Consider the following 24,708-nt stretch of genomic DNA (forward strand, 5'->3'; position numbering starts at 1 on the left):
AGAATAGACGATGCTTTTATGAACGCAGTAAAAAAAGGAGATACGTATACGCAGAAATACCCTGTTTTTAGTAAAAATCCGAAGTATTCAAAAACGATTGAAGCGAAAGAACTATGGGAAAAAATAGTACATAATGCATGGCAATCTGCCGAACCAGGAATCTTGTTTTGGGATACCATAATTAATGAATCGGTACCTGATTGTTATGCCGATGTAGGTTATAAAACGGTATCAACCAATCCTTGTGGAGAAATTCCATTATGTCCTTATGATTCGTGTCGTCTTTTAGCAATTAACTTGTTTTCATATGTAGAAAACCCGTTTACCAAAAAGGCAATTTTTAATTTTAAACTGTTTAAAAAGCATATTGTCATTGCTCAGCGAATGATGGATGATCTTATTGATTTAGAATTAGAAAAAATAGATAAAATTTTAGAGAAAATTGATGCTGACCCTGAATTAGATGAGATAAAAGCTACCGAGAAAACACTTTGGTTAAATATTAGGAAAAAAGCTTATGAAGGAAGAAGAACAGGAATAGGAATTACGGCTGAAGGTGATATGTTGGCAGCATTAGGAATTCGATATGGAAGCAAAGAAGGAAATGAGTTTTCGGTAAAAGTCCATAGAACATTAGGAATAGAAACCTATAGAGCGTCAGTAAACTTAGCTAAAGAAAGAGGGGCATTTTCAATCTTTGATGCAGCAAGAGAAAAAAACAATCCGTTTATTTTACGTTTAAAAGAAGCTGATAGCAAGTTGTATTATGAAATGCTAGAGTATGGACGCAGAAATATAGCGTTACTAACCATTGCCCCAACAGGTACTACGAGTTTAATGACACAAACATCTTCTGGAATTGAGCCAGTATTTATGCCTGTATATAAACGTAGGAAAAAAGTGAATCCTAATGATAAAGGAGTACGTGTAGATTTTGTAGATGAGGTAGGAGACTCTTGGGAAGAATACGTGGTGTTTCATCACCGATTTAAACAATGGATGGAAGTAAATGGGATTGACGTTTCTAAGAATTTTTCACAAAAAGAGTTAGATAAGTTGGTAAAGCAATCGCCATATTACAAAGCAACCTCTAACGATGTAGATTGGTTAAGTAAAGTAACGATGCAAGGAGCTGTACAAAAGTGGGTAGATCATTCTATTAGTGTAACTATTAATTTACCGAACGATGTTAGCGAAGAATTGGTAGGAGAGTTGTATTTAAAAGCTTGGGAGGTAGGTTGCAAAGGAGTTACGGTGTATAGAGATGGATCAAGATCGGGGGTGTTGATAGCAAATGATGAGAAAAAAGAGGAGAATAATAAGTTGACATCATTTCCAATCAAGCGCCCACAAGTGTTAGAAGCAGATGTAGTTCGTTTTCAAAACCAAAAAGAAAAATGGATTGCTTTTATTGGATTAGTGGATGACAAACCCTATGAAATTTTTACGGGTTTAGCCGACGATGAAGACGGAATTTTATTACCACGTTGGGTAGAAAAAGGTTTTATTATAAAAAACAGGAATGAAGATGGAAGTTCGCGTTATGATTTTCAGTATAAAAATAAACGTGGGTATAAAACTACAATAGAAGGATTATCACATAAGTTTAATCCAGAATTTTGGAATTATGCGAAGCTGTTTTCAGGAACCTTACGTCACGGAATGCCAATTGATAAAATAGTAAAACTAATTCAGAGTTTACAGTTAGACAGTGAATCGATTAATACTTGGAAAAACGGTGTAGTAAGAGCCTTAAAGCGTTATGTTGAAGACGGTACAAAAGTAAAGGGGCAAACGTGTGAAAATTGTAAATCAGATAATTTGGTGTATCAAGAAGGGTGCTTGACTTGTAATGATTGCGGAACTTCTAAATGCGGATAGTTTTTTAGAAAAATAAATATTAAAAGCTCATGAGCTGTTAAAGTCATGAGCTTTTTTATTGCTATTAATCACAAAAGTTGTTTACTAACTCAATTCTTTTTAGCATTTCCCATGTTTGATGTGTGAAGTCTTTTGGAGAAAACTTGAATAGAATTACTGTTTTTTGCTTTTCTTTACAGTAAGTGCTTTCAATTAAAACACTCAATGTAATTTTTTTATTAGTAGCAAACCGATCAAATGTTTTTACCTTTCCTTTAAAGAAAGAAGTCGATTCTTTTTTATTAATTTTTAAAATTGTAGCTGTAGCTTTTTTGTGTTTATTTTTATCATCTACGCTGTTTAGCCCATCAAAATACTTTTCTAAATTATTGGCTAATTCTTTTGCGGTGATTTCTTCAGTATGATTAATACTCCAAACATAGGTATATGACCAAAAGTTTTGATGTTTAGGATCTCTCCATCCTTTTGGAGGAAATCTAACTTCAGCCATTCCATCATAATTAATGTTTTGAGCAAAACCAATTGGAAAAGGAAATATTTCTTTTCCCCAAGCGCTATCAAGCTTAATTAAACCTTTATTTTTTTCTTTTTTGGGCTTAATGTTATTAAGACTGTTCCAAACTTCGCTGTTATAATTTTGGGGAGATAAACGAAAGGAAACAATAGATTTTTTATGGTCTTTAAAAAAATGTTGGTCACCTTGAATGTTAACCGTTATCACTTTTCCTGTATGAAATCCATCAAAAAAAGTCATAATTCCGTTAAAACTATTTTTATGATTTTTTAAAATTACTTTAGGCTCAGGAAATTTTTTAGCCCAATGATTGGGTTTCATTAACCCGTCAAAATAGCTGTAAAGGTTGTATTCTATTTCTTTTAAAGTTAAAGGAGCATTAGTATTTACTTTCCATCCAATAAGTAAAGACCAAAATTCATCACTCTGAGGGTCTGACCACTTAGGCGTAAAAAGGAGTTCTTCAAAACCAGTGAGTTTTAATTTTGGAGCCCAATCAATGGGGAATTTTATAATTTCTTGTTTCCAATTATTAGGATTTTCAAAAATAGATAACTCTTCTTTTTCTTTGCCTACTTGAGCTTGATTAGTTATAGAAAAGCAAGCGAAACAAATTAGAGAGATAATAATTTTTTTCATCTGATTGATTTTTAAATTTCAGATAAAGTTATTTCAGAGTGTAAACAAAAATGTCAAAAAAAAGTAAAAGAAGTGTCAAAAGTTATAAAAGCATAATTTTTCTTTTATTCTTCAAGCTTATCAAATACAAAATCAATTGAAAATTCATCATTAGCCACTGTAGCTTTTAGTTGATTTTTATCTTTCCAGTATTGTATCACTTTAGGAAACTCGTTTAGTTTGTTTTCCGCAGTAAAAGAAGTGTCAGTTTGTTGAGTAATAGCAAAAGAGGTAGGAGTTTCATTCACACCCGTAACTTGTAAAAAAAGAGCATCATTCTTAGAAACGATGTGTAAAATCTCTTTAAAAATGGTGTCTTGTTTTTGCAAAGTAAAACCCATTCCAGAAAAATCATCATACCAAAACTCATACGTAAGCTTATCGGGTTGGTTATTTGCACGTTTCCATTTTCCAAACAACCAAGTTGGTTTTTTGATATCTTTTGTGTTTTGACAAGAAAAAAGTAGGATACAAGAAAAAAATAAGATTAAAATTCGCATAACAACCATCTTTATGAATTAAAGATATGAATAAAATTCGATAAAAAATCGTAAATTCGCACCCCAAGAAAAGATACTATGCTAGATAAATTACAGATAGTTAAACAACGTTATGATGAGGTGTCAGATTTAATCATTCAACCAGATGTTATTTCTGATCAGAAACGTTATGTACAATTAAATAAGGAATATAAAGATTTAGGAAAGGTTGTTAAAAAGGCAGACGAGTATGAAACTTTATTAAATAATATAGAAGAAGCCAAGGAAATCATTGCTGACGGATCGGATGCTGAAATGGTTGAAATGGCTAAAATGGAAATGGACGAAGCGAAAACTCGAATTCCACAATTGGAAGAAGAGATTAAGTTTTTACTAATTCCGAAGGATCCCGAAGATTCAAAAAATGCGGTAGTAGAATTACGTGCGGGTACTGGTGGAGATGAAGCGAGTATTTTTGCGGGTGATTTGTTTAGAATGTACACCAAGTACTGTGAAAGTAAAGGGTGGAAAGTTTCTACAGTAGATTTTTCTGAAGGTACCAACGGTGGATTTAAAGAAATTCAGTTTGAGGTTACTGGAGAAGATGTGTATGGAACGTTAAAGTTTGAAGCAGGTGTACACCGTGTACAACGTGTACCTCAAACAGAAACTCAAGGACGTGTACATACATCGGCAGCGACTTGTATGGTATTTCCAGAAGCAGAAGAGTTTGATGTAGAAATCAACCCAAAAGATGTACGTATCGATTTCTTCTGTTCATCAGGACCAGGAGGTCAGTCGGTAAACACTACCTATTCAGCGGTGCGTTTAACGCATATTCCTACAGGGTTAGTGGCACAATGTCAAGATCAAAAATCGCAGCATAAAAACAAAGAGAAAGCGTTTAAGGTATTGCGTTCTCGTTTATATGATATGGAGTTGGCGAAGAAGCAGGAAGCCGATGCTGCAAAACGTGGTTCGATGGTAACTTCAGGAGACCGTTCTGCAAAAATTAGAACCTATAACTATCCGCAAGGAAGGGTAACAGATCACAGAATCGGACTAACCTTATACGATTTGTCGAATATTGTAAATGGAGATATTCAAAAAATTATAGACGAGTTAATGCTCGCAGAAAATACTTCTAAGTTAAAAGAATTAGGAGAAACAATTTAACAAAAAAGCGTTACCAAAGAGTAGCGCTTTTTTTATCAAAAAGAATTAGACTCCACAATTCTTGTAGAGCCGACAAAGAAACCCTACCTTTGGGCAGTATTAATGTTCTATTCCTATTTCGGGAGAAAATCTACGAGTCTTTATACTATTTTTCTGTCATACTTCAGTTTCTTAGTCTTCAGTTGCTTTATAAAGCATTTTCAATAGAATTTTTAATCTAAAATAATATCGTATAAAATCACAGACTACAGTTATATATCGTACTGTGGAGATATTTGTATGATGTAAAATGTCTAATAATTAAAATCATATTATATGTTAAGAATAGTTGTAAAAGAAGGTGAAAATATCGATAGAGCCTTAAAACGTTACAAGCGTAAATTTAGAGATGTAAAAGTTTTGCAAGAGTTGAGAGAGCGTAAGCAATATGTAAAGCCATCAGTTACTAGAAGAGCCCAAGTGCAAAAAGCAGCTTATAAAGAGCAGTTATTTAAAGAAGAATAGTAGTATAGCTATATAAAACAAAAAAGCGCAACCATTTGGTTGCGCTTTTTTGTTTTATAAAATTAATACTTATGACATTTACTTTTTAAAAAGTTGGTTATGCTGATTACTAACAGAAAAAATAAGATTTATTATTATTATAGGTTTTAGTTTAATAAAAGATTTACATAAATAATGATATTATTATATTTGAGACAATTGAAATATTAAAAATTGATGAAAGAAAATAACTACCCTGTTTTTTTACCAGGGAAAGCTATAGGACAAGACGCTTTTGAAGGGGGGGCTCATGAAAGAGTGTCAAAAGTGATAAAAGAAATAATAATCAATAATAAGCTAGAAAAAAAGGTTATAGGACTGGAAGGAGATTGGGGGGCAGGAAAATCTAATGTAGTTAAGCTGGTAGAAAAAGAATTAGGGGATGATTATGTTACTTTTATTTTTGATGCTTGGGGAAATCAAGAAGACTTAACGAGAAGGTCTTTTTTAGAGCAATTAATATCGACACTTGTTTATGATAAACTTTTGTTAGAAGAGAGTAAATGGAGGAATATAAAAAAAAGCTTACTTTCCAAAGTCTCTGAAGTTTCTATTAATAAAAAAAGCTCAATAAAAGGTTACTGGTTGTTTTTAGGGTTGTCATTTTTGTTATTTACTGTCCTTTCTAGTTTTTATAACAATATCCTTCTAGAGGTTGATTTTTTAAAAGATTTTGAAATGGCAAGCCCCTGGAGGGCATTGACTGTTATTTATCTAATACCTTCTATACTTTTAGTTATCTCTTTTATAAAAGCACTTTATAGCTTTTCAAGAAGAAGAGAAGAAGTGATAGAGAAAGGAATCAATGAAACTGAAAGGGAGACTTTAAATAATATGATTCAGGTTTTTCAAGGAAAAAGTATTGAAGAGGAAAATATAGAAAGGATATGGGAAGATGAACCTTCGGTTGTTAGTTTTAGAAAGTATTACTCAGAGATCGAGTCTAGTCTTAATGATAAAGGGAAGAAAATTCTAATAGTATTTGACAATATAGATAGAATAGAAGACGATAAGATAAAAGCTCTTTGGTCGTCTATCCATACTTTTTTTGCTGATGATACCTCGTCTTTCACTTCATGGGTTATCATACCTTATGATAAAAAAAAGTTATCAAAGTGCTTTGAAGATAATGAAGGGTTTATTGAAAAGACATTTTCAATAAATTTCAAGATAACTCCGCCATTAGTAATCGCATGGGAAAGCTTTATGAAGGAAAAGCTTTTAACTGCTTTTGGAGAAGAGTTGATAAATAAAGACGAAATTGAAAGAATAATAAAGATTTTTGATTTATGTTCTAATGAAAAAGTAGTACGTCCCAGGTCGATTATAAATTATATTAATGAAGTAGTAACTTTATATAAAGTCTGGGAGGAAGAAGTACTAAAAAATGAAATTAAGATAGAACACCTGGCGTTGTTTTACAAGGTAAAGGATAAAATTGAAGAGAACCCAATAGAAAACATAATTAGTAGGACATACTTAGAAAAAGCTAAGTTATTATATGATGATGTAGACTTAGAAACTATTATTTCTATGTTGTTTTATGGAGTTAAAAAGGACTTAGCAGACGAGGTTTTGTTGAGTAGAAAGTTAGATGAAGTTATAAGAGAAGGTAAATATAAAGATATAGAGTTACTTTCTAAGCACGGAGCTTTTGTATCTTATTTTATAGCGAGGTATAATAAGATTCCAATAAACCAAAAACATAGAGGTGTTTTAGAGTTATTTAATGAGATAGAAAAGGTTATGCCACCTCATTTGATGAAAGATTTATGGAGTGAATTATCTAAGGAAATATTGGATGTCCCAATCGCTTTTGAAGAGTTTAGGGAGATACATAAGGTGTTGTTGGTTAAAGGTTCTAATAACTTCAATATAATTAAAAAATTAGTAAATGACCTATCTTATAATGTAAATAATGAAGAAAAAAAACAAATTATTTACAGAGACTCAATAATGGAACTGGAAAGGTTTGTAGAGGGTCAAGGAATTGATGTAAATATATTTAATTTCATTGAAGGCAAGAAACACATGGTTAGTCCTGAAGTCTTATTAAGCTTTGTTACTAAAAAAGGAGAAGATTATCATAAGTATAGAGTTTTTGTAGAGGAAGAAGAAATTGATTCGTATTTTCTTCATGTACCTACATTAGACATAAAAGAAATAGAAGAGGGAGGAATTTTAAATTATAAAGAGATTAATCACTACATGACTGAATTAAAGATGTTGAGTAAAGATTATTCTTTTGAGGAAATAAAGAATAGATTATTAAGAGATATAAAAAAATATTATACAGATTTTGTAAGTGCAAGAGAAGGGGTAGGTGTTTTAAGAAAACTATTTCCTTCAGTTGGATTTATAAAGGTTGAAAGAAATGAGTTTTATAGTATGATGAATAGCCCTAAGGATAGTGGAGCTAAAGAATATATCGACCTTTTTTGTATTGCATTGTCTAATGTTATTATGAATAAGGAGCTTAGAATAACTAAGCGTTGGTTTTTTGGAGAGTTTCATAATTTTTCAGAATCAGAAGTAGCAGATAATATTGAATATTATTTAGATTATGGAGATTTTTTAGAGCAGTTGTTAGAAGACTCTAAGTTGGCAAGTAATAAATTTTTAATGAATGTATTTGAACTTGTAACTAATAAAAATGAAAGGGAGGGAAGTATTGATTTTAATTGGGTGTTAAAGAATTTTAAACAGATTAAGGAGAGAGTTTTCAATAATAACGAAGTGCATTTTAGGGTTTTTTTAGATAAAGTAGGGGCTTTAAATTATACTGGAGATTTAGAGTTGGATTCGGTTCCAATGGATTTTTGTAATTATTTAGATTTAGGAAATTCTTTAGTAAGAACTGTAGCAAGAAAGTCTGTAAGGTATATAGATAATATGACGAAAGAAAAGGTGTTTAAAATGCTAATGTCAAGAAATAGTGATTATATTGTATTTGAAAAATTAATAGAAAATAAATGGTTAGACAAAAGTCTTTCTGATAGTTTTTATGAAGGTTACGAGGAGTATTTATATTCTATAGCGAAAGGAAGGAGTCATTCTTATAGCATAGAAGGTATAGTTGAAAACCGGATTCATTTTTTAGCAAATAAATCTAATCTTAGAAGAATTTTTATGAATGTTAAGGAGTTATTGTATGAGTTTGAAGTTAATGACTTTAAATTGAGATCCTTATTTAATGGTGTTTTTTCTTACGGAAGTTTAGACAATGATGTAAATGAGTCGATGAAGAAAATAATTATACCTTTAATGTTGTCTGACAAAACATTTGATATCTTTTTAAGATACTCTAAAGATCTTATGCTTTTATTTGAAAGTTCTGAATCATACACAGGTATGTTGTTTGAAAGATTGATAGAGAAGAAAGATAGTACTGATTTTTCGGATAATGAAAAAATGAAACTTTTGTTAAAGCGATTTAATTTGGATGAATTAAAAGCTTAAAATAATATTTTTTGATTATTTATAAGCTCATTAATAGTAGATAATTTTCATGTCTAATAATGTTTTGTAGAGAGGTTTCTTTAGCTATGCTTCAAAGTATATCAAAATGAAGTGTAGTACTCACTACACTTTCTTCGAAAGCTGCGTTCGCTTTTTTCATTGAAAAAAGGGATTATTTTTTTGGCTAGAGCCAGCAAAAATAATTTGGAATGCTTTGACAAAGTCAAAGCATAGATTTTTTTCATTTTCAGTTATAACAGAAAAACTAATTGTATCGTACGAAACAAAACTAACTCTCAACTAACAAAAAATAAGTTTCAAGATAGTTAGTTTTTAAGAAGTAATTAAAAAAAATAGATAAGTTGATAGCTTTTTTTATTAAATTTATAGAGGGGTATTATGTTGTGTTTATTATGTAGTAATATAGTTGAATATGCTTTTTAAGCGCATAAAAGAGGAAAATGAATTATCAAATTAGTGTTTCTTTTTTATGAAAAAAATACAGTAGTTTTGTAGCCTCACTAGCCCCAAAAGAACATAGAAAAAATGACCATTTCTCAAACTTCCTACTCTTCATTTCTTAAAACTATATCACCAGTTTTAAGTAATACTATTTTTAATAAAATAGTTAAAGGAGAAGAAGAAGTGGTAAAGAAAAGGGCTTTAAAATACTTGTCGTATAATAGTACGGTTGAGTTGAGTACCTATAAAGATTTTTTTGAGCATTTATACGAGTCGATGTTAAAAAATTATAGAAGCGAATTTATTTACAAAAATGAAATTGTAAATAAAATCCTACTAGGGAGATATAGTCTCAATACAGCAACCGTTTTAAATGAGTTCAGAGTTGGGAGATCTATAGCTGATTTAGTAATGTTAAATGGAACGTCTATTGTTTATGAGATTAAAACAGAATATGATTCTCCAGAAAGATTATTATCTCAAATAAATGAATATAGAAAGTCATTTTTAAAAATTGTTATAGTTACTCATTATACAGTTGCTCGTAAATATGAGGCATTTTTACTTGAACATAGATTAGATAATATAGGACTTATAGTTTTTTCAAATAGAAGTACTTTAAAAGAAAAAATAAAACCAATTGAAGACTCAAGTTTTTTAGATGTTACATATATGTTTAAATGCTTGAGAAAAGATGAATATACTCGTTTAATAAAAAAATATTATGGGTATCTACCAAACGTTCCAAATACAAAATTATTTAAGGAATGTTTAGAGTTAGCAAAAAAGATAGAAGAAAAGGATTTTCATGATCTAATGTTTAATTATCTTAAGAAGAGGACTATAAAAGAAAAAAAAATAGTATCTTCCCAGGAAATTCCGGTTTTTTTAAAGCATATATCGATATGTTTAAACTTTAAAAAAAAGGAGCTAGAAAAAATTCATCTATTTTTAAATAAAAACTTATAATATGTACTTTCCTTTTTTAAGAGGAAAGCAGTTTGAATTAATTGCTTTACGAGAAATATCTGGAATAAATGGTGGTTATAATTATATAAGCCCAATTATTGAACCAGTGAAAAAGAAAACAGCTACTTATGATAAGACTATTAAAGTTTTACAAGGGGCTAATGCAAATTTTACAATTATTGTAAATCCACATCATGGTGATATCAAAAATGATATTGATTATGTATGTTTAAACCTGTTACCTCCTTTAGCTTATGATAATTTTCAGTTAGGTATAATTGTACATAGTAAAACAAATCTAAGTTATATTGCTGAAAAACTGAATAATAATGGTTTGTCTAAGAATCCAATTGTAATTATTTTGGCCTCGGTTAATGATGAAGGGATGGGTGATTTAGAAAATTTTATTAATACTTTTAATATAAAGCACATAGTCTTAGGATCTCATGTTAGAGAAAGAAGAACAATAATCAGAGTTGTAAAAAGGTTATGTGATAGTTTAGTCACTTTATCCGATCCTTATAATAAGCTTTCACGTAATAAGGATTATGCGATTGATACAGATGAGTTTTTTAGCGAAGAACATTTATACTTTTCAGAAGAAGGATATATTGGTTATTCAGATTTTTTGACTATTGGACAAGAGTACACAGATAAAGGTTACTCGCCCTACGCTGTAGCAATTCATTTAACATACTCTAGTAGTGATGATGTATTTAGAGTTCATCATTTTGTTTCAGATTCTAATGATGATACTTCTGATGTCGCTGGTAAATTTGGAGAAGCTCTAGACAAGTTAATTCCATTTATTAATGAGATAGAACTTCATACTCTTGCAAGTAATGAATTTCGTGATTTAAATGAAGAAGGTAAGTATCCAGGTTTAGGAACTGTAAAAAAATTATCAATATTAAATCATCTTGAGTTAGTCAATAACTACTTTTCTTAATATGAACTGTTGTACAGATTGTTTTTTAGATAAGGAGTTAAAAGGATTTGTTTACTCTAATTCAAATATAGTAAGTACATGTGATTTTTGTGGAAAACAAGAGACTGAGACAATTAATACACAAGAATTGCAAGAGCAGTTTATTTCACTATTGAATATTTATGTTGTTGATGAAAATGGTCAAGATATAGTTTCAACTTTACAGAGTGATTGGGGGATATTTAAAATTGATGATCCAAAAATAACAAAGAAGTTACTAGAAGCTATATTGGATGGGCTTGAAGAAGACTATTCTAGGTTTTTAAACTCGAAAATTAGACTTTCAATTCCTTCAGAAACGATTGAACTTATAAATAGCTGGAATTCTTTTAAAAATGAAATAAAAAAAGAAAATAGGTTTTTTATTAAAAATCCAGCTGATTTAGAGTCAATAGCAGAGACATTCCCAGTTCGAGAATATTCAAAAGGAAAGATGTTTTATCGTTCTAGAATTTCTAATGATGAGAGTGGGTATCCTCCTGAAAAAATGGGGAAACCTCCTCATAAATTATCAAAATCAGGAAGGGCTAACCCGCAAGGAATACCTTATTTGTATGTGGCTCAATCAATTGATACTACATTATACGAGGCACGCGTAACATTTTTAGATTATGTTTCTATTGGAGAATTTAAGTTGATGGATAATATTAAAGTTATAACTTTAAGAGACTCATTCCAAGTTAGTCCTTTTATTGAAGATTTTTCTATTGAAAAATATATAAAGAATAAGGAGTTTATAGATTTATTAGAAAGTGAGCTAGCTAAACCTCTAAGAAGACAAGATAATGAGTTAGATTATTTGCCAACACAATATTTATGTGAATATATAAAGCATTTAGGGTATGATGGGGTGGAATACGGAAGCTCATTACATAAAGGAGGAATTAATCTAGTTTTTTTTGATGAAACTAAGTTAGAATGTAAGTCAACAAGAGTTTTAGAAGTATCTAAAATAGATATAGAATACAAAGAATTGTAAATCGTAAGTTGTACTTGATAAGGTTTAAAAAAACACCTAAAACGACACCCAAAAACAACAAACCCTGTAAACACAATGCTTACAGGGTTTATTTGTGGAGACGCCGAGAATCGAACTCGGGTCCAAACAAGCAGCTCAAAGGCTTTCTACATACTTAGTTTTTGTTTCATTTTCGATTAAGACCTGACCAAAAACTGCCCAATCTTAACTTATCTTCTTTAGTTTCGAAAACCTATCGAAGCCCTAAGTTTTCTATGTTTACTTTTACGATGCCCAAAAATGAAACGCCGTAAACCAAGGCTTTTCGTGGACATTCAGCTTGCGCACCTAGTGCGCCGAGGCTCTATCTTACTATTAATTCAGATTAAGCAGCTAAAGCGTAGTTATCTTCGCCGTTTAAATGGTTGAAATAAGTTTAACGAGTTGTCATTTCACTCCTCGGTATGCTTACATTTTCACTAATCTTGCTGTCAAAACCAGTCGTCCCCAATATGTCAAAGATGCTATAAATATCTCTGCAAAAAATATACCAGATAATCTTTGTAATTCTATGCAATTTCGTTTGGCAGGACTGTAAAACAGTTTTGCCAAAACAAGAGGATGCAAATATAAAAAAATACTACTTGTACAATCATTTTAAAACGAGTATTTTCGCTGCAATTGTTATAAACTATAACATTATATGTAAAATTGTTTAATTTTAATACAAGATCAATTATGAAATTCGGAATTATAAAAGAACGTAAAAATCCACCTGATAGAAGAGTCGTGTTTTCTCCAGAAAAATTGCAAGAGTTTAAACAACAGTTTCCTCAAGCAGAAATAGTAGTGGAGAGTTCTGATATCCGAGTTTTTTCTGATGAAGCTTATAAAAAAGCAGGTTTTGAGGTAACCAATGATATTTCTGATTGTGATGTGTTACTAGGGGTAAAAGAAGTTCCTGTAGACAATTTACTACCGAATAAAAAATACTTTTTCTTTAGTCATACCATTAAAAAGCAGCCGTATAACCGCAAGTTGTTAAAAGCCATGCTAGAGAAAAATATTGAAATGTTTGACCATGAAACCATTATACAAGAAAACGGAGCACGTTTAATTGGTTTTGGTCGTTATGCAGGTTTGGTAGGGGCATATAACGGATTTAGAGCCTTAGGTATACGAGAAGGATTGTTTACTTTACCGAAAGTAGAAACCTTAGCAGATTTAGATGCTGTAAAAGCAGCATTGGACAAAATTACCTTACCGAACATTAAAATTTTATTGACTGGAACTGGAAAAGTAGCAAAAGGAGCCCAAGAAATTTTAGATCATTTACAAATTAAACAAGTAAGTGATGCTTTGTATTTAACAAGTGAGTTTACTGAGCCAGTATATTGTATAGCGGATGTAATGGAGTACGCCAAACGTAAAGATGGTAAAGTAGGAGATAAGTTTGAGTTTTATAAAGACCCAACTGGATATGAAAGTAATTTTATGGCCTATGCGAAACAAACCGATTTCTTTATAGCGGGTCATTTTTACGGAGATGGTGCTCCGTATTTATTTACACGTGAAAATGCAAAACACCCTGAGTTCAGAATAAAGTATGTAGCAGATATTTCATGTGATATTGATGGACCAGTAGCTACAACACTTCGTGCATCAACAATTGCAGATCCTATTTATGGTTATAACCCAGAAACAGAATCAGAAATAGACTTTAAAGATGAAAAAGCCATTACCGTAATGGCGGTTGACAATTTACCGTGTGAGTTACCAAAAGATGCAAGTGAAGGTTTTGGAGAAATGTTTTTAGCGCATGTAATTCCTGCATTTTATAACGATGATAAAGACGGAATTTTAGCTCGTGCAAAAATGACAACAAATACTGGTCAATTAACCGAACGTTATGCATATTTGCAGGAGTACGTAGACGGAAAAGAATAACATTCATTAACTCCCGCTTCGGCGGGATTTTTTATTTAAGATGATACCAGACAAACAGTTTTTAATCGATACAGCAAACATGAAAATGCCTTTTGGTAAATACAAAGGAACATATTTAATTGACATTCCTGAGTATTATATTGTTTGGTATAAGAATAAAGGATTTCCACAAGGAAAACTAGGCACAATGCTAGAGCTAGTTTACGAATTGAAGTTAAACGGACTAGAAGACATTTTACGAAAGATTAGAAGATAATTTGCGAGTTAAAAATTTTTCTAAAAGTAAAACAGTGACAATTCCTAAGGTATAAGCTACTAAATCACCAATACTAAAAGTAGCACCAAATACGATTACTGCCAATCGGTTATTTTCTAAACCGAGAAATTCTAAAAGAGGAGTTAACTGTAAAAATTCTACGATATAAGCAAAAATTAACACAGAAACGGCCACGGTTTTATTAGAGAGGTTAAAGAGCGCTTTTACTAAATAAAAGAGTAAGATAACGACTAAGAAGTCACCAAAAGTATGTCTTATAAAACCTGAAGATTGAGCTATTATAATTTCTAGCAAAAGAAGAAAGATAAAGGTAAGGAAGTGTTTTCGATTGAATCTCATATTCATATTTTTAAGCAAACTATCATACTGTATGATAGTTTGCTTATTAAGTAGTATTAATTAATCGTTTTGCCAATCTATTTTTCTTGAAGCATACATCACTGAAGCAAGAATTATAAATAACCCTAGGCTACCTACTAATAGCGCATAGTTTTCAAGCTGAATAATTACAAAAATAAAGGCATATAATGTGCTAAGAGAAGCTCCAATAAATAAGGAAAATTTAACACCCTTTAAAATGGATTTCGAATACAAAGAAATTAGCAATACCACAGCTATTGATGCTATTACATAGGCTTTTAAAAAGCTACTATGTTCTGAAATAGAAATAAGTAACGTATAAAACATGGTTAAGGCAACACCAATCATTAAATATTGAAAGGGATGAATGGATATTTTACTCATGGTTTGAATTAGAAAGAAAATTAAGAAAGTAAGTCCAATAACCAGAAAGCCATATTTAGCAGATCGTTCACTTTTTTGATATTCGTCTACAGGAATCATGAAGTTTACACCAAAAGCATATTTTTTTAAGTTAGGAATTCCAGTAAAAGATTGCTGAGAAAAAGGTCTGTTAATATCTAATATTTTCCATCTGGCATCAAAACCATTATCAGAGATTTTGTCGGAGTTAAAAGGAAGGTATTCTCCAATAAAATTAGCGGTTTTCCAGTCAGAATTTATATGAACAGTTGTTTCTTTTCCGATAGGAATAAAACGAATTTGTTTGCTACCATTGATGCTTAGTGATAGGTTAAAGTTCGTGTCTGATTTTTTAGGAAGGTCTTCTTCATTTAAAAATTTACTTTCTAATTTATGAAGGTTTAAATAGTTGTAGTAGGCTTTTTCATTACTAGTATCATCTTCATATTTAGAAGTAAAAGCGTAGGTATTTTTATGTAGTTTTATTTCCACCAAATTATTCACCCCTTTTAAATTAGAAGTTTTGATAATTAAGCGTGCTTTGTTCCAAAGGATATCTTCCTCATTGATTTCTTTTTCACTAAAATCAGGTTTCGTAAAACTTCCATCAATGTCTATGTTGCTATTGTACACCGCTGTTTTATAAATACCACGCTTTTTTTCTTCAGGATTTATAGAAGATTTGATATTTAGTTTCTTCGGAAAAAAGTAAGCATATTTAATTTTTTCTTCAATCTCGGTTTGAGTTTCTTTTGTCTTTTGATTTCGAACAAATTTCTCTTTATAAGTTTTGTACGGAACTTTTAAAATAGGACCGTATAACAAGACCTCTTTTCCCCATTTCTGATTGATTTCTTGTACCACTTCTTGTTGTCGATTCATTCGCTCAACAATTAAACTTTTAATAAAAGATAAAGGAATTAAAAGGATGAGAATTAAAAAACCAATCATTAGCATCCTAGCTGTAATTGATGTTTTTACCCACTTGCCGAATCTTCCGTTTTGTTTGTTAGATATTTCCATAGTTTTGTTGTTTAAAAGAACTTTGAAATTCAAAGTTTAATTATAAAAAAATTAGTGTTATTTATTTTTAATCAGTTTTTCTAAGGCATCAATATGTTTTTTGAACTCCAGTTTACCAAGCTCTGTAGCATAATATCGAGTGTTGGGTTTTCTTCCAATAAATTGCTTTTCTATTCTAATAAATTCAACTTTTTCTAAGGCTTTAGTATGGCTTGCCAAATTACCATCTGTAGCACCTAATAATTCTTTTAGGGTAGTAAACTCAGCATATTCATTAACCATAAGAACAGACATAATTCCCAGTCTGATTCTATGATCAAAAGCTTTGTTTATATTTAGAATAATGTTTTTCAAAAAAGATAAATTTTAAAGTTCGAAAATAGTGCTTATTTTCTATCGTGTTTAAAATACATGACAGTACCGTAAACAATATGCATAACTCCAAATCCTAGAACCCAAAACCAAAAACCATAACCGGGTAACATTGCAGCAATAAGTCCTAAAACAACTTCAGTATACCCTAAATACTTAATATCACCTACAGTATATTTAGAAGCGTTGATTAATGCTAAGCCATAAAAAAGTAACATTAAAGCACCAGTTTGCCCATATTTTTGATGTCCTAAAATAATAATGATATAGATGGCCCCAGAAATCAGAGGAATAAGGAAATTTAATAGCAACCTTCTTGTGGTAGCATCCCAAATTTTTTCACCGTTCTTTTTAGCTTTTCTCGTGGTTAAAAAGATAGCGGTAGTAATGCTCAAAAAACCAACTAGCAATAAATCAAAGATGACCATTTGGAAAATTTTTCCATCAAGCATCAAATAACCATTTGAATTATTATTGACTAACCAATACGCATAAGCAGCTCCAATTAAGGCATATATTCCTGCTAAAATACCAGACAAGCCGCTTAATGATATAAATCTTGATGATTTATTCATTAGGTTTTTAATTTCTGATATGTCTTTTAAATAATCTTCTGAACTCATTTTTAAAGAACTTTGAAAAGCAAAGTAAGTTTAATTTTGTGAAACAAACAAATAAAAATTTAATGTATTTTTGAAAGAATGAAACCAGCTGAAGAATACATACTCAAACAACCCGAGCCATTCAAGTCTATTTTACTGCATTTACAAGTACTGATAGAAGGGAATTTTCAAAATTTAGAATTAAAATACAAATGGAAAATTCCAGTATATTATATCAATGGGAAGCAATTGTGTTATATCAATGCCTCTCATAAAAAGGGTTTTGTTGATGTTGGGTTTTGGGCAAAAGGTATTTTACAGGATTTTGATACTTTTTTAGTTTCAGAAGGGAGAGCGGTGGTAAAATCACTACGTTATACTTCAGTAGAAGAAATCAATGAAAAAATACTATTTGAAGTCATAGAAGAAGTAGCAAAACACAACCATAAAGGTTTTTGGAAGAAATAATACCTCCGAGGCTATTTTGAAGCTATGAGGTATGACAAAGCAGATTTATTATTAAAGTACAATGTTAAAACTCCTGGTTTAATTTTATCAATAGCAATGTTTGTATAAGCCCCATTATTGGTTACAGATGGATTTTTAGCATGTATATCTTGTTTGTACTTATAGGTAATATTAGTGTTAGAAGCTAGGTTTTTTAAAGTGATGAAAATATTTTTATTGCTATTTAATTTGCCATTAATCGGAGATACTATTTTAGCATTACTTTCCAAAAAAGGTTCCCAAACCATAGGTAAATGGCTAAAGGAATTTAATGGAGCTTGATTTATATAATCCAACCATTTTTTAGTACTTGGATAATGTGTTAGTCTAATTTTTTCTTTTGAAATGTTAAAGTAATTGAAATTAGGAACTTGTTTAAGGAGTTCTGAATCAAATTTAATTCCATAAGTTGCATCAACTAAAATCCATTCGTTGTTTATTTTAACAGCATTCCAGGCATGATTTTTAAACTTTGGTTTGTTACCAATGTCGTCGGGCGAAGTTTTAGTATATCCCTTGATTAACTCGTTTTCAATATTAAGTAAATCACAAACTTTTTTAAACGTTATGGAGATTCCTAAACACACCCCTTCTTTCGATAAAATTGTTTTTTCTGCAATTTTATCATTAATAATCTTCCTTCTTCTTTTAAGATCATCATCATTATAGTACACAATAAGTTTGGGTTCTTTAAGGGTAGAGTTATTTGAACTCGAGTAAAATCGAATATTCGAAGTTAACCAAGAGAAAAGAAACTTTGCTTTCTCCATATCTGAGTTAAAATTATGATTAATTAGTTGCGCTAATTGTTTGGTGGACTTTACCTGATGATAAGGAGTTAAATTGTTGTTTTTAGATATTTGAGAAAAGGATATGTTATTAAAAAGAATAAAAAGGATCAATATTTTTTTCATAGCGCGTCTTATTTAGTATCTTATAAAGATAAAAAAAACTAGCAAAAAGAAAGAACAACTTATATTTCTTAAAGAGTAACAATTAGATAAACAAAAAAGAGCTTTTAAAAGCTCTTTTTTATTATTAGTAAATAGTTGTATTTGATTATAGCACATTATATGTTAGGCTTACAGAGTAAGTAGAAGACTCACCAATATTTCTACCATCTATTACTTTACCGTAACCAACACCAATTCCTAGTTTAGGAATAATATTTTTATAAACAGTTACACCAACACTTTTATAATCTACATCAGTTTCAGGGAAGTTTCCTTTAAATGAAGGAGTTCCAATGTCTACTCCTTCTTCTGAGTTATAATAATCTGCCCAAGCTTCTACATAAATAAAGCTACTGGCATAACCAATTTTACCAGTAGTGGTAAAGGCATTAGGGACACCAAAGTCACCACCAGGGGTTAAATTATTATCAGCATTTCCTCTTAAGTTATAACCCGCAAAAATGGTAGAGAAAAAACCAGCGTTTGTGTTGAGGTGTAAACCAGCTTTTATATCAAAACCAAAACCTCCATTACCGATAGATAATATTCCGTTTGGTTCATATCCTGTAGGGATAACGGCAGTAATACCAGTTATGATATTTAAGTCTCCTTTTTTAAACTGAAATTTATGCGCATTAAACTTTAAGGCAAGTGAAATGTCTTGTAACTCAGAGATAGAAGTTAATCCGTTTACTGGATCTGCTTGATTACTAGTGTTTGTTGCATCGATAAAAGGAATGCTTACAATAGCTGAAAACCGATCAGTAATACCATATTTGGCATAAAGAGAATAAATGTTCTGGTTAATTTTTTCATGAACAGGAACTGCGTTTTGTTTCGTTTTACCTAAGTAAAATTTTTCATATTCACTTCTCGCAAATGAAGTCGTAATAGATAAAGTGTTTTTCTTTGGAGTAAAACCATCATATAGGCCTTGACCATAAGAGGTTACTGAGATTCCTAATAAAAGAAATGTGGATAGGAGGGCGTCAAATTTTTTCATGTAATGTTAGTTTATTTTCTCCCTTTGTCGAGTTTCTTTTAAATCATTACAGAGAAATCTACTTTAATAACTCAAAAGAAGAAAATATTACTATTCAATCAAAAACTCAAGCATAACCTCTTTATCGATGATTAAAAATAACTGTTTGCTATTTTCAAGCGGGGTTGTCGTAATGGTAGTACTATTATTTTTAGTAGATATATTATCAGGTTTTACAGCATATCGATATCCACTATACCCTAAAAAAACTGATTGATTAGGGTGTATATTTTTAATTTTTAGTTCAATAGTAGCATTTTTGTCTAATATTCCTTTTAAAGGAGCAACTAGCTCTAATTTTGATTGTAAAAAAGGAGCAGTATAAATAGGTTGATTGTAAAAGTCCGTTTTATTTATTCTTCCAACTCTTAATTGCCAGAGTGTTTTTTCAGGAAAGTGTGTTCTAAAGTATTTTTCTTTAGGAATGTTGTAGTAATAAGTATTAAAAAAGGGTTGCCATTTGTTATTTATCACAAATCCAGCTGCCCAAGTGGCATCAATATAAATCCAGTGATCATTTAGTTTAACAGCATTCCAAGCATGATTAGAGTTGGTTTTAGGCTTGGCTATATCATTTGATGAATTTCTGATATACCCCTTTATAACTTCGTTTTCAATTTCAAGTATAGAACATATTTTAGCGAAAGTTTGTGCATAGCCTTCACATATTGCTTTACGGGTAACTAAAGTTTTAGTCACAATATCATCTTTTATAGCCTGTAGCTTTTCAAACTTTTCTTGCTCATTCCTGTATCTAAAAGAAATTCGTTTGTTTTTAGGACGATAGTATGCATCTAAATCATACTGTATGTTATGAGCAAGCCAATAAAAGGCAGCTTGTACCTGTTGTTCTTCAGTTTTAAAATCGCTTGCTATCTGCTGAGCTAGACGTTCTACTTCATTAAATTTAGGATAACTATTTACTTTTTCTTCAATTAAAGAAAAGTCTTGCGCACTTACAATAGTAGTAACTAGAAAGAATAAAAAAAGAAGTCGTTTCATATATGAGCTAAAAACAATTGTATGAAACAAAAACTGTGCCTATAAATTATTAATAGTTTTTCTAATGGTTACTAAATTAGTTAGTAAACCTTCTAAATAATCAAGATGTAACATGTTTGCACCATCACTTTTAGCATTAGCAGGATCAAAATGAGTTTCGATAAATAATCCATCAACATTATTAACCACACCAGCGCGAGCAATAGTTTCAATCATGTCAGGACGCCCACCAGTAACACCACTTGATTGGTTGGGTTGTTGTAAAGAATGGGTAACATCTAATACCGTAGGAGCGTATTCACGCATCGTAGGAATTCCGCGGAAATCAACAATCATATCTTGGTACCCAAACATAGTACCTCTATCTGTTATCCATGCTTTTGGGTTTCCAGCATCATGAACTTTTTTTACCGCATGTTGCATAGCTTCAGGACTCATAAATTGTCCTTTTTTCAAATTCACAACTTTACCAGTTTTTGCAGCAGCAACTACTAAATCGGTTTGACGAACTAAGAAAGCAGGAATTTGTAATACATCTACATATTGGGCTGCTTTTTCAGCATCAGAAACCTCATGAATGTCGGTTACGGTAGGAACATTAAAAGTTTCAGAAACCTTGCGTAAAATTTTTAAAGCTTTTTCATCACCAATACCTGTAAAACTATCTATTCTACTACGATTCGCTTTTTTAAAACTTCCTTTAAATACATAAGGAATTTCTAATGTATCAGTAATGGTAATTATTTTTTCAGCAATTCGCATCGCCATATCTTCTCCTTCGATAGCACAAGGACCAGCAAGCAAGAAAAAATTGTTAGAATCAGTATGTTTTATGTTTGGAATATCAGTTAAAGCCATCCTTAAAAATTTTCAACAAAATTAAGAAATTAAATTGGCTATATTTAGGCTTTTAAATAAATAAAGAATGAAAAAAGTTTTATATCCATTAGCACTTGTAAGTGTATCAGTTTTACTGTCGTGTAAGCAAACTAAAAATACTAGTAACGAAGTTGCTATGAATACTGTAGAGGTAACTCAGAAAAAACAAAATAAAGAAGAGTTAATTGATTCTGTTTTAGTAAGAAAACACCTATACACACTTGCTTCAGATGAAATGGAGGGTAGAAAACCAGGCACTGAGGGAATGGAAAAAGCAACTCAATATATAGAAAATGAATACAAAAGAATTGGCTTAAAAACTTTTGACACATTAACTACATATCGTCAAAATTTTGAGTATAAAGGAATCAAAATGAGCAATATTATAGGCTTGTTAGAAGGGAGGTCTAAAAAAGATGAATTTGTTATTGTATCAGCTCATCACGATCATTTAGGAGTAAAGAAAGACGGGGAAGGAGATAGAATTTTTAATGGAGCGAACGATGATGCTTCTGGTGTTACTGGTGTATTATCATTAGCTGAATATTATGCTAAAAAGGGAAACAATGAGCGTAGTATTTTGTTTGTATGTTTTACTGCTGAAGAAATGGGATTGGTAGGTTCTGAGTATTTTGGAAAAGGAATTGATGCGAATAAGTTTGTAGCGGGAATTAATTTAGAATTAATTGGGAAACAACCTAAAACAGGACCAAAAACTGCATGGTTAACTGGTTTTGATAAATCGGATTTTGGGAAAATAATTCAAAAGAACTTGGAAGGATCAGGATACAAGCTATTTCCAGATCCATACCCTAAATTTCAATTGTTCTTACGATCAGATAATGCTTCTTTAGCGCGTTTAGGGGTACCGTCTCATACCTTTTCAACCACTCCAATTGATGTCGATGCAGATTATCATAAAGTAACAGATGAAGCTGAAACCCTAAATATGACTGTGTTAACAGAAACTGTAAAAGCAGTTGCTAGAGGAACTCAAAGCATTATTGAAGGAAAAGATACACCTACTAGAGTAAAAATGGAGTAATTATATTGAAAACTTAATGTAAAGAAGGAGCCTTGAGCTCCTTTTTTATTGGAACTAGGTACTGTGTTTTTAATAAAACGTTAATTCTATACGGGGTAAATTGGTTAAAATGTTAAAATTGTATTAAAATTTTACTATATTCGAAAAGTTTTAATTTAAACCCCTTCGGAAATGAAAAAAACACTTTTAAGCCTAACGGTTGTTTTAACTATGATCTCTTGTTCTAATAATGAGGAAACATTAGACATAAAACAAGATCAAGATTTACTTACCAAAAAAGAAATCAATTCAAAAATTAAGACATCTTTAGAAGAAACTGGAGATTTTACATGGATGTCACAAGATGCTCATACAATATGGAGTGCAGTGAATCATGGAGAAAATATCTTGACTATAGGCTACGGTACTTCAAAAAATAACTATGCGAAGAGTGAAGAAAGTTCCAATATTAAAAACGAGTTGCTAGCCTTAGTAAGAAGCTTTGAGCCTACTTCAGCAAAAGGAGAAACGGAACTATATGTAAACGAAAATATTAATGTATTAGACATTAAAGTTACCAACAAGGAAACAATAAATGTCTTATTAAAAGACAGCAGAGTTCGTTATATAGAACCAGGAGGATATCGTTTTTTAGAGTCAACTGCTCAAGCTAAATCAGATTCATCAGGTTCTTCAGGATGTGGCTATGGTACAGCAAGTTTAAGTACGAGTGATTACCGTACAGTATCACCAGGGGCTAGATTACCATGGTCTTTTGATGCGCACAATATTTCTCAAGCATGGAATTATAGTACAGGGTCAGGTGTAACTGTAGCGGTGGTTGATTCTGGATTGTCACCGGAGCAAAAATGGATGAATCAATACTTTAATGATGGATATTCATCAGGAAGAACAGTTCAGAAGTATGGAACCTTTGTAGATTCTTGGTGGGCATGGTCTAATAATTATGACGGAGTAAATGACAAGTGTGGTCATGGAACCAAAATGGCAGCAGTAGCTACAGCTCCAAGAAATAATGACAATTTACCTGTAGGTGTTGCTTATAATGCAAACTTAGTAACGTATAGAGCTGTTGAAAATGTAGTAATTGATGATTACCATGAAAAAAGAGGTGTTGTTGAAGCATTAACAGCATTGGCAAATAGAAGTGATGTAAAAGTTATTTCTATGTCATTAGGTTCTCCGTTTAGTATTGGGAATGTATCGGATGCAGTAAAGTACGCACATAGCAAAGGAAAGATGATTTTAGCTGCAGGAGGAACGTCTACTTCATTTACTACTTGGTACGGAGTAATTTTTCCAGCAAGTATGTCTGAAACTGTTGCGGTAACAGGTGTTAAAGAGGGACAGTATAGCAAGTGTGATGTATGTCATACCGGATCACAAATTGATTTTACGGTACAAATGCAACGTACTAACGGAACGGATAATAAAATTCCTGTATTGAGTTATTATGATGGTCAAGCAAATTATGTAGGAGGTTCATCTGTAGCAACTGCTACCACAGCAGGTATTGCCGCATTGGTATGGGCAAAGCACCCAAGTTGGTCAAGAGAGCAAGTATTGCAAAAAATGAAAGAATCCGCTGATTTTTATCCGAACAAACATTCAGAGTTTGGGTATGGAAATATTGATGCGTTAAAAGCAGTTCAATAAAAATCAACTAACTAACCTTAAAAAAGTCTCGTGTAAACGAGGCTTTTTGTATTTTTATAAGGTATAGTTTTTGATGAAACACATTGTAAAGAATTTATATATGAAGTATTACAAATATTTTTTTCTGTTAGTTATTATTGGTTGTGCCTCTTCTAAAGTAGTATATGACTACGATAGTCAAACAGATTTTAACCAATACAAAACGTTCAATTTTTTTGAAGATGCTGGTAAAGGTTTAAATGAGTTAGATGTAAAAAGAGTTACTTATGAAATAACGACAGCTTTGGAAGCCAAAGGGATGCAATTAACTGAAAACCCTGATATGTATATCAATATTTTATCAGAAGAACGAGAATCTCTTAACAGAAATACGATAGGTGTTGGTTTAGGAAGTGGAGGAAGAAATGTTGGTTTTGGAATTTCAGGAGGTATCCCTATTGAGAGTAAAAAAATTAACCAGCAATTAACCATTGATTTTGTTGAAAGTAAAGACAACCAGTTAATATGGCAAGGAATTACTACTAGTGAAATAAG

At 31.2% G+C, this 24,708-nt stretch carries 23 protein-coding genes and 1 other RNA gene; 13 read left to right on the forward strand and 11 right to left on the reverse strand.

The window, feature by feature from the left end; translation table 11 throughout:
- Positions 1–1,881: adenosylcobalamin-dependent ribonucleoside-diphosphate reductase (locus ACN0WY_RS16105; protein WP_417801017.1), on the forward strand; the 1,881-nt coding region annotated here is incomplete at its 5' end.
- 64 nt (positions 1,882–1,945) lie between these two features.
- On the opposite strand, the gene ACN0WY_RS16110 is transcribed toward ACN0WY_RS16105, so the two are convergent.
- Both ACN0WY_RS16110 and ACN0WY_RS16115 read right to left on the reverse strand, forming a co-directional pair.
- Positions 1,946–3,034 carry a hypothetical protein gene (locus ACN0WY_RS16110; RefSeq protein WP_417801018.1) on the reverse strand — a complete coding sequence of 363 codons (1,089 nt, stop codon included), beginning with the start codon at positions 3,032–3,034 and terminating at the stop codon, positions 1,946–1,948.
- 104 nt (positions 3,035–3,138) lie between these two features.
- On the reverse strand, positions 3,139–3,573 hold the full coding sequence (locus ACN0WY_RS16115) for a hypothetical protein (protein WP_417801019.1): 435 nt from the start codon (positions 3,571–3,573) through the stop codon (positions 3,139–3,141).
- Positions 3,574–3,651: 78 nt separating this feature from the next.
- Here ACN0WY_RS16115 and prfA point away from each other — a divergent pair, with 78 nt between their 5' ends.
- From prfA to ACN0WY_RS16145, 6 genes are all read left to right on the forward strand, one after another.
- Positions 3,652–4,728: a peptide chain release factor 1 gene (gene prfA, locus ACN0WY_RS16120; protein WP_330487365.1), complete on the forward strand. Its 1,077-nt coding sequence runs from the start codon at positions 3,652–3,654 to the stop codon at positions 4,726–4,728.
- A gap of 315 nt (positions 4,729–5,043) precedes the next feature.
- Positions 5,044–5,232 carry a 30S ribosomal protein S21 gene (rpsU, locus tag ACN0WY_RS16125; RefSeq protein ID WP_330487364.1) on the forward strand — a complete coding sequence of 63 codons (189 nt, stop codon included), beginning with the start codon at positions 5,044–5,046 and terminating at the stop codon, positions 5,230–5,232.
- A gap of 216 nt (positions 5,233–5,448) precedes the next feature.
- A complete protein-coding gene (locus ACN0WY_RS16130) occupies positions 5,449–8,730 on the forward strand; it encodes a P-loop NTPase fold protein (RefSeq protein ID WP_417801020.1) in 3,282 nt (1,093 codons plus the stop codon).
- Between the two features lie 546 nt (positions 8,731–9,276).
- Positions 9,277–10,161, forward strand: coding sequence for a sce7726 family protein (locus tag ACN0WY_RS16135; protein ID WP_417801021.1), 885 nt, complete (start codon positions 9,277–9,279; stop codon positions 10,159–10,161).
- A 1-nt stretch (position 10,162) separates the two neighbouring features.
- The gene (locus tag ACN0WY_RS16140) at positions 10,163–11,110 is read left to right on the forward strand and encodes a sce7725 family protein (RefSeq protein ID WP_417801022.1); all 948 of its coding nucleotides are present in this window, start codon (positions 10,163–10,165) and stop codon (positions 11,108–11,110) included.
- Between the two features lies 1 nt (position 11,111).
- Positions 11,112–12,128, forward strand: a complete 1,017-nt coding sequence (locus ACN0WY_RS16145) for an RES domain-containing protein (protein WP_417801023.1) — start codon at positions 11,112–11,114, stop codon at positions 12,126–12,128.
- Positions 12,129–12,220: 92 nt separating this feature from the next.
- Here the strand turns inward: ACN0WY_RS16145 and ssrA are convergent.
- Positions 12,221–12,616: a transfer-messenger RNA gene (gene ssrA, locus ACN0WY_RS16150) on the reverse strand.
- 229 nt (positions 12,617–12,845) lie between these two features.
- Between ssrA and ACN0WY_RS16155 the strand changes: the two genes are divergently transcribed.
- Both ACN0WY_RS16155 and ACN0WY_RS16160 read left to right on the forward strand, forming a co-directional pair.
- Positions 12,846–14,054, forward strand: coding sequence for an NAD(P)-dependent oxidoreductase (locus tag ACN0WY_RS16155; protein WP_417801024.1), 1,209 nt, complete (start codon positions 12,846–12,848; stop codon positions 14,052–14,054).
- Positions 14,055–14,094: 40 nt separating this feature from the next.
- A complete protein-coding gene (locus tag ACN0WY_RS16160; protein ID WP_330487349.1) occupies positions 14,095–14,310 on the forward strand; it encodes a DUF3820 family protein in 216 nt (71 codons plus the stop codon).
- Here the strand turns inward: ACN0WY_RS16160 and ACN0WY_RS16165 are convergent.
- The 4 genes from ACN0WY_RS16165 to ACN0WY_RS16180 are packed head-to-tail and all read right to left on the reverse strand — an operon-like array spanning position 14,290 to position 17,111.
- Complete coding sequence (locus tag ACN0WY_RS16165; RefSeq protein WP_417801025.1) at positions 14,290–14,670, reverse strand: DUF2809 domain-containing protein; 381 nt, start codon at positions 14,668–14,670, stop codon at positions 14,290–14,292. The genes ACN0WY_RS16160 and ACN0WY_RS16165 overlap by 21 nt on opposite strands.
- 60 nt (positions 14,671–14,730) lie before the next feature.
- Positions 14,731–16,116, reverse strand: coding sequence for a cell envelope integrity protein CreD (gene creD / locus ACN0WY_RS16170; protein WP_417801026.1), 1,386 nt, complete (start codon positions 16,114–16,116; stop codon positions 14,731–14,733).
- Positions 16,117–16,173: 57 nt separating this feature from the next.
- The gene (locus tag ACN0WY_RS16175; RefSeq protein ID WP_330487346.1) at positions 16,174–16,470 is read right to left on the reverse strand and encodes a winged helix-turn-helix domain-containing protein; all 297 of its coding nucleotides are present in this window, start codon (positions 16,468–16,470) and stop codon (positions 16,174–16,176) included.
- 32 nt (positions 16,471–16,502) lie between these two features.
- Entirely contained in the window at positions 16,503–17,111 is a 609-nt protein-coding gene (locus tag ACN0WY_RS16180) for a hypothetical protein (RefSeq protein WP_417801027.1), read from the reverse strand.
- 78 nt (positions 17,112–17,189) lie between these two features.
- On the opposite strand from ACN0WY_RS16180, the gene ACN0WY_RS16185 reads away from it, so the two are divergent.
- Positions 17,190–17,558 (forward strand): DUF1801 domain-containing protein, encoded by a 369-nt coding sequence (locus ACN0WY_RS16185; protein ID WP_330487344.1) that lies wholly within the window; start codon positions 17,190–17,192, stop codon positions 17,556–17,558.
- 11 nt (positions 17,559–17,569) lie between these two features.
- Here the strand turns inward: ACN0WY_RS16185 and ACN0WY_RS16190 are convergent, their stop codons facing one another.
- The 4 genes from ACN0WY_RS16190 to kdsA form a co-directional block, all read right to left on the reverse strand.
- A complete protein-coding gene (locus tag ACN0WY_RS16190; RefSeq protein ID WP_330487343.1) occupies positions 17,570–18,511 on the reverse strand; it encodes a transglutaminase domain-containing protein in 942 nt (313 codons plus the stop codon).
- A 145-nt stretch (positions 18,512–18,656) separates the two neighbouring features.
- Complete coding sequence (locus ACN0WY_RS16195) at positions 18,657–19,553, reverse strand: hypothetical protein (protein WP_417801028.1); 897 nt, start codon at positions 19,551–19,553, stop codon at positions 18,657–18,659.
- A 90-nt stretch (positions 19,554–19,643) separates the two neighbouring features.
- Complete coding sequence (locus tag ACN0WY_RS16200; protein ID WP_417801029.1) at positions 19,644–20,594, reverse strand: transglutaminase domain-containing protein; 951 nt, start codon at positions 20,592–20,594, stop codon at positions 19,644–19,646.
- 39 nt (positions 20,595–20,633) lie between these two features.
- On the reverse strand, positions 20,634–21,452 hold the full coding sequence (gene kdsA / locus ACN0WY_RS16205) for a 3-deoxy-8-phosphooctulonate synthase (protein ID WP_417801030.1): 819 nt from the start codon (positions 21,450–21,452) through the stop codon (positions 20,634–20,636).
- 67 nt (positions 21,453–21,519) lie between these two features.
- Here kdsA and ACN0WY_RS16210 point away from each other — a divergent pair, with 67 nt between their 5' ends.
- The 3 genes from ACN0WY_RS16210 to ACN0WY_RS16220 all read left to right on the forward strand — a co-directional run.
- Positions 21,520–22,518 (forward strand): M28 family peptidase, encoded by a 999-nt coding sequence (locus ACN0WY_RS16210; protein WP_417801031.1) that lies wholly within the window; start codon positions 21,520–21,522, stop codon positions 22,516–22,518.
- Between the two features lie 171 nt (positions 22,519–22,689).
- Complete coding sequence (locus tag ACN0WY_RS16215; protein ID WP_330487338.1) at positions 22,690–24,174, forward strand: S8 family peptidase; 1,485 nt, start codon at positions 22,690–22,692, stop codon at positions 24,172–24,174.
- 100 nt (positions 24,175–24,274) lie between these two features.
- A partial coding sequence (locus tag ACN0WY_RS16220; RefSeq protein WP_417801032.1) for a DUF4136 domain-containing protein occupies positions 24,275–24,708 on the forward strand: 434 nt, incomplete at its 3' end.

It is taken from the genome of Tenacibaculum sp., assembly GCF_048269885.1.
Lineage (GTDB): Bacteria > Bacteroidota > Bacteroidia > Flavobacteriales > Flavobacteriaceae > Polaribacter.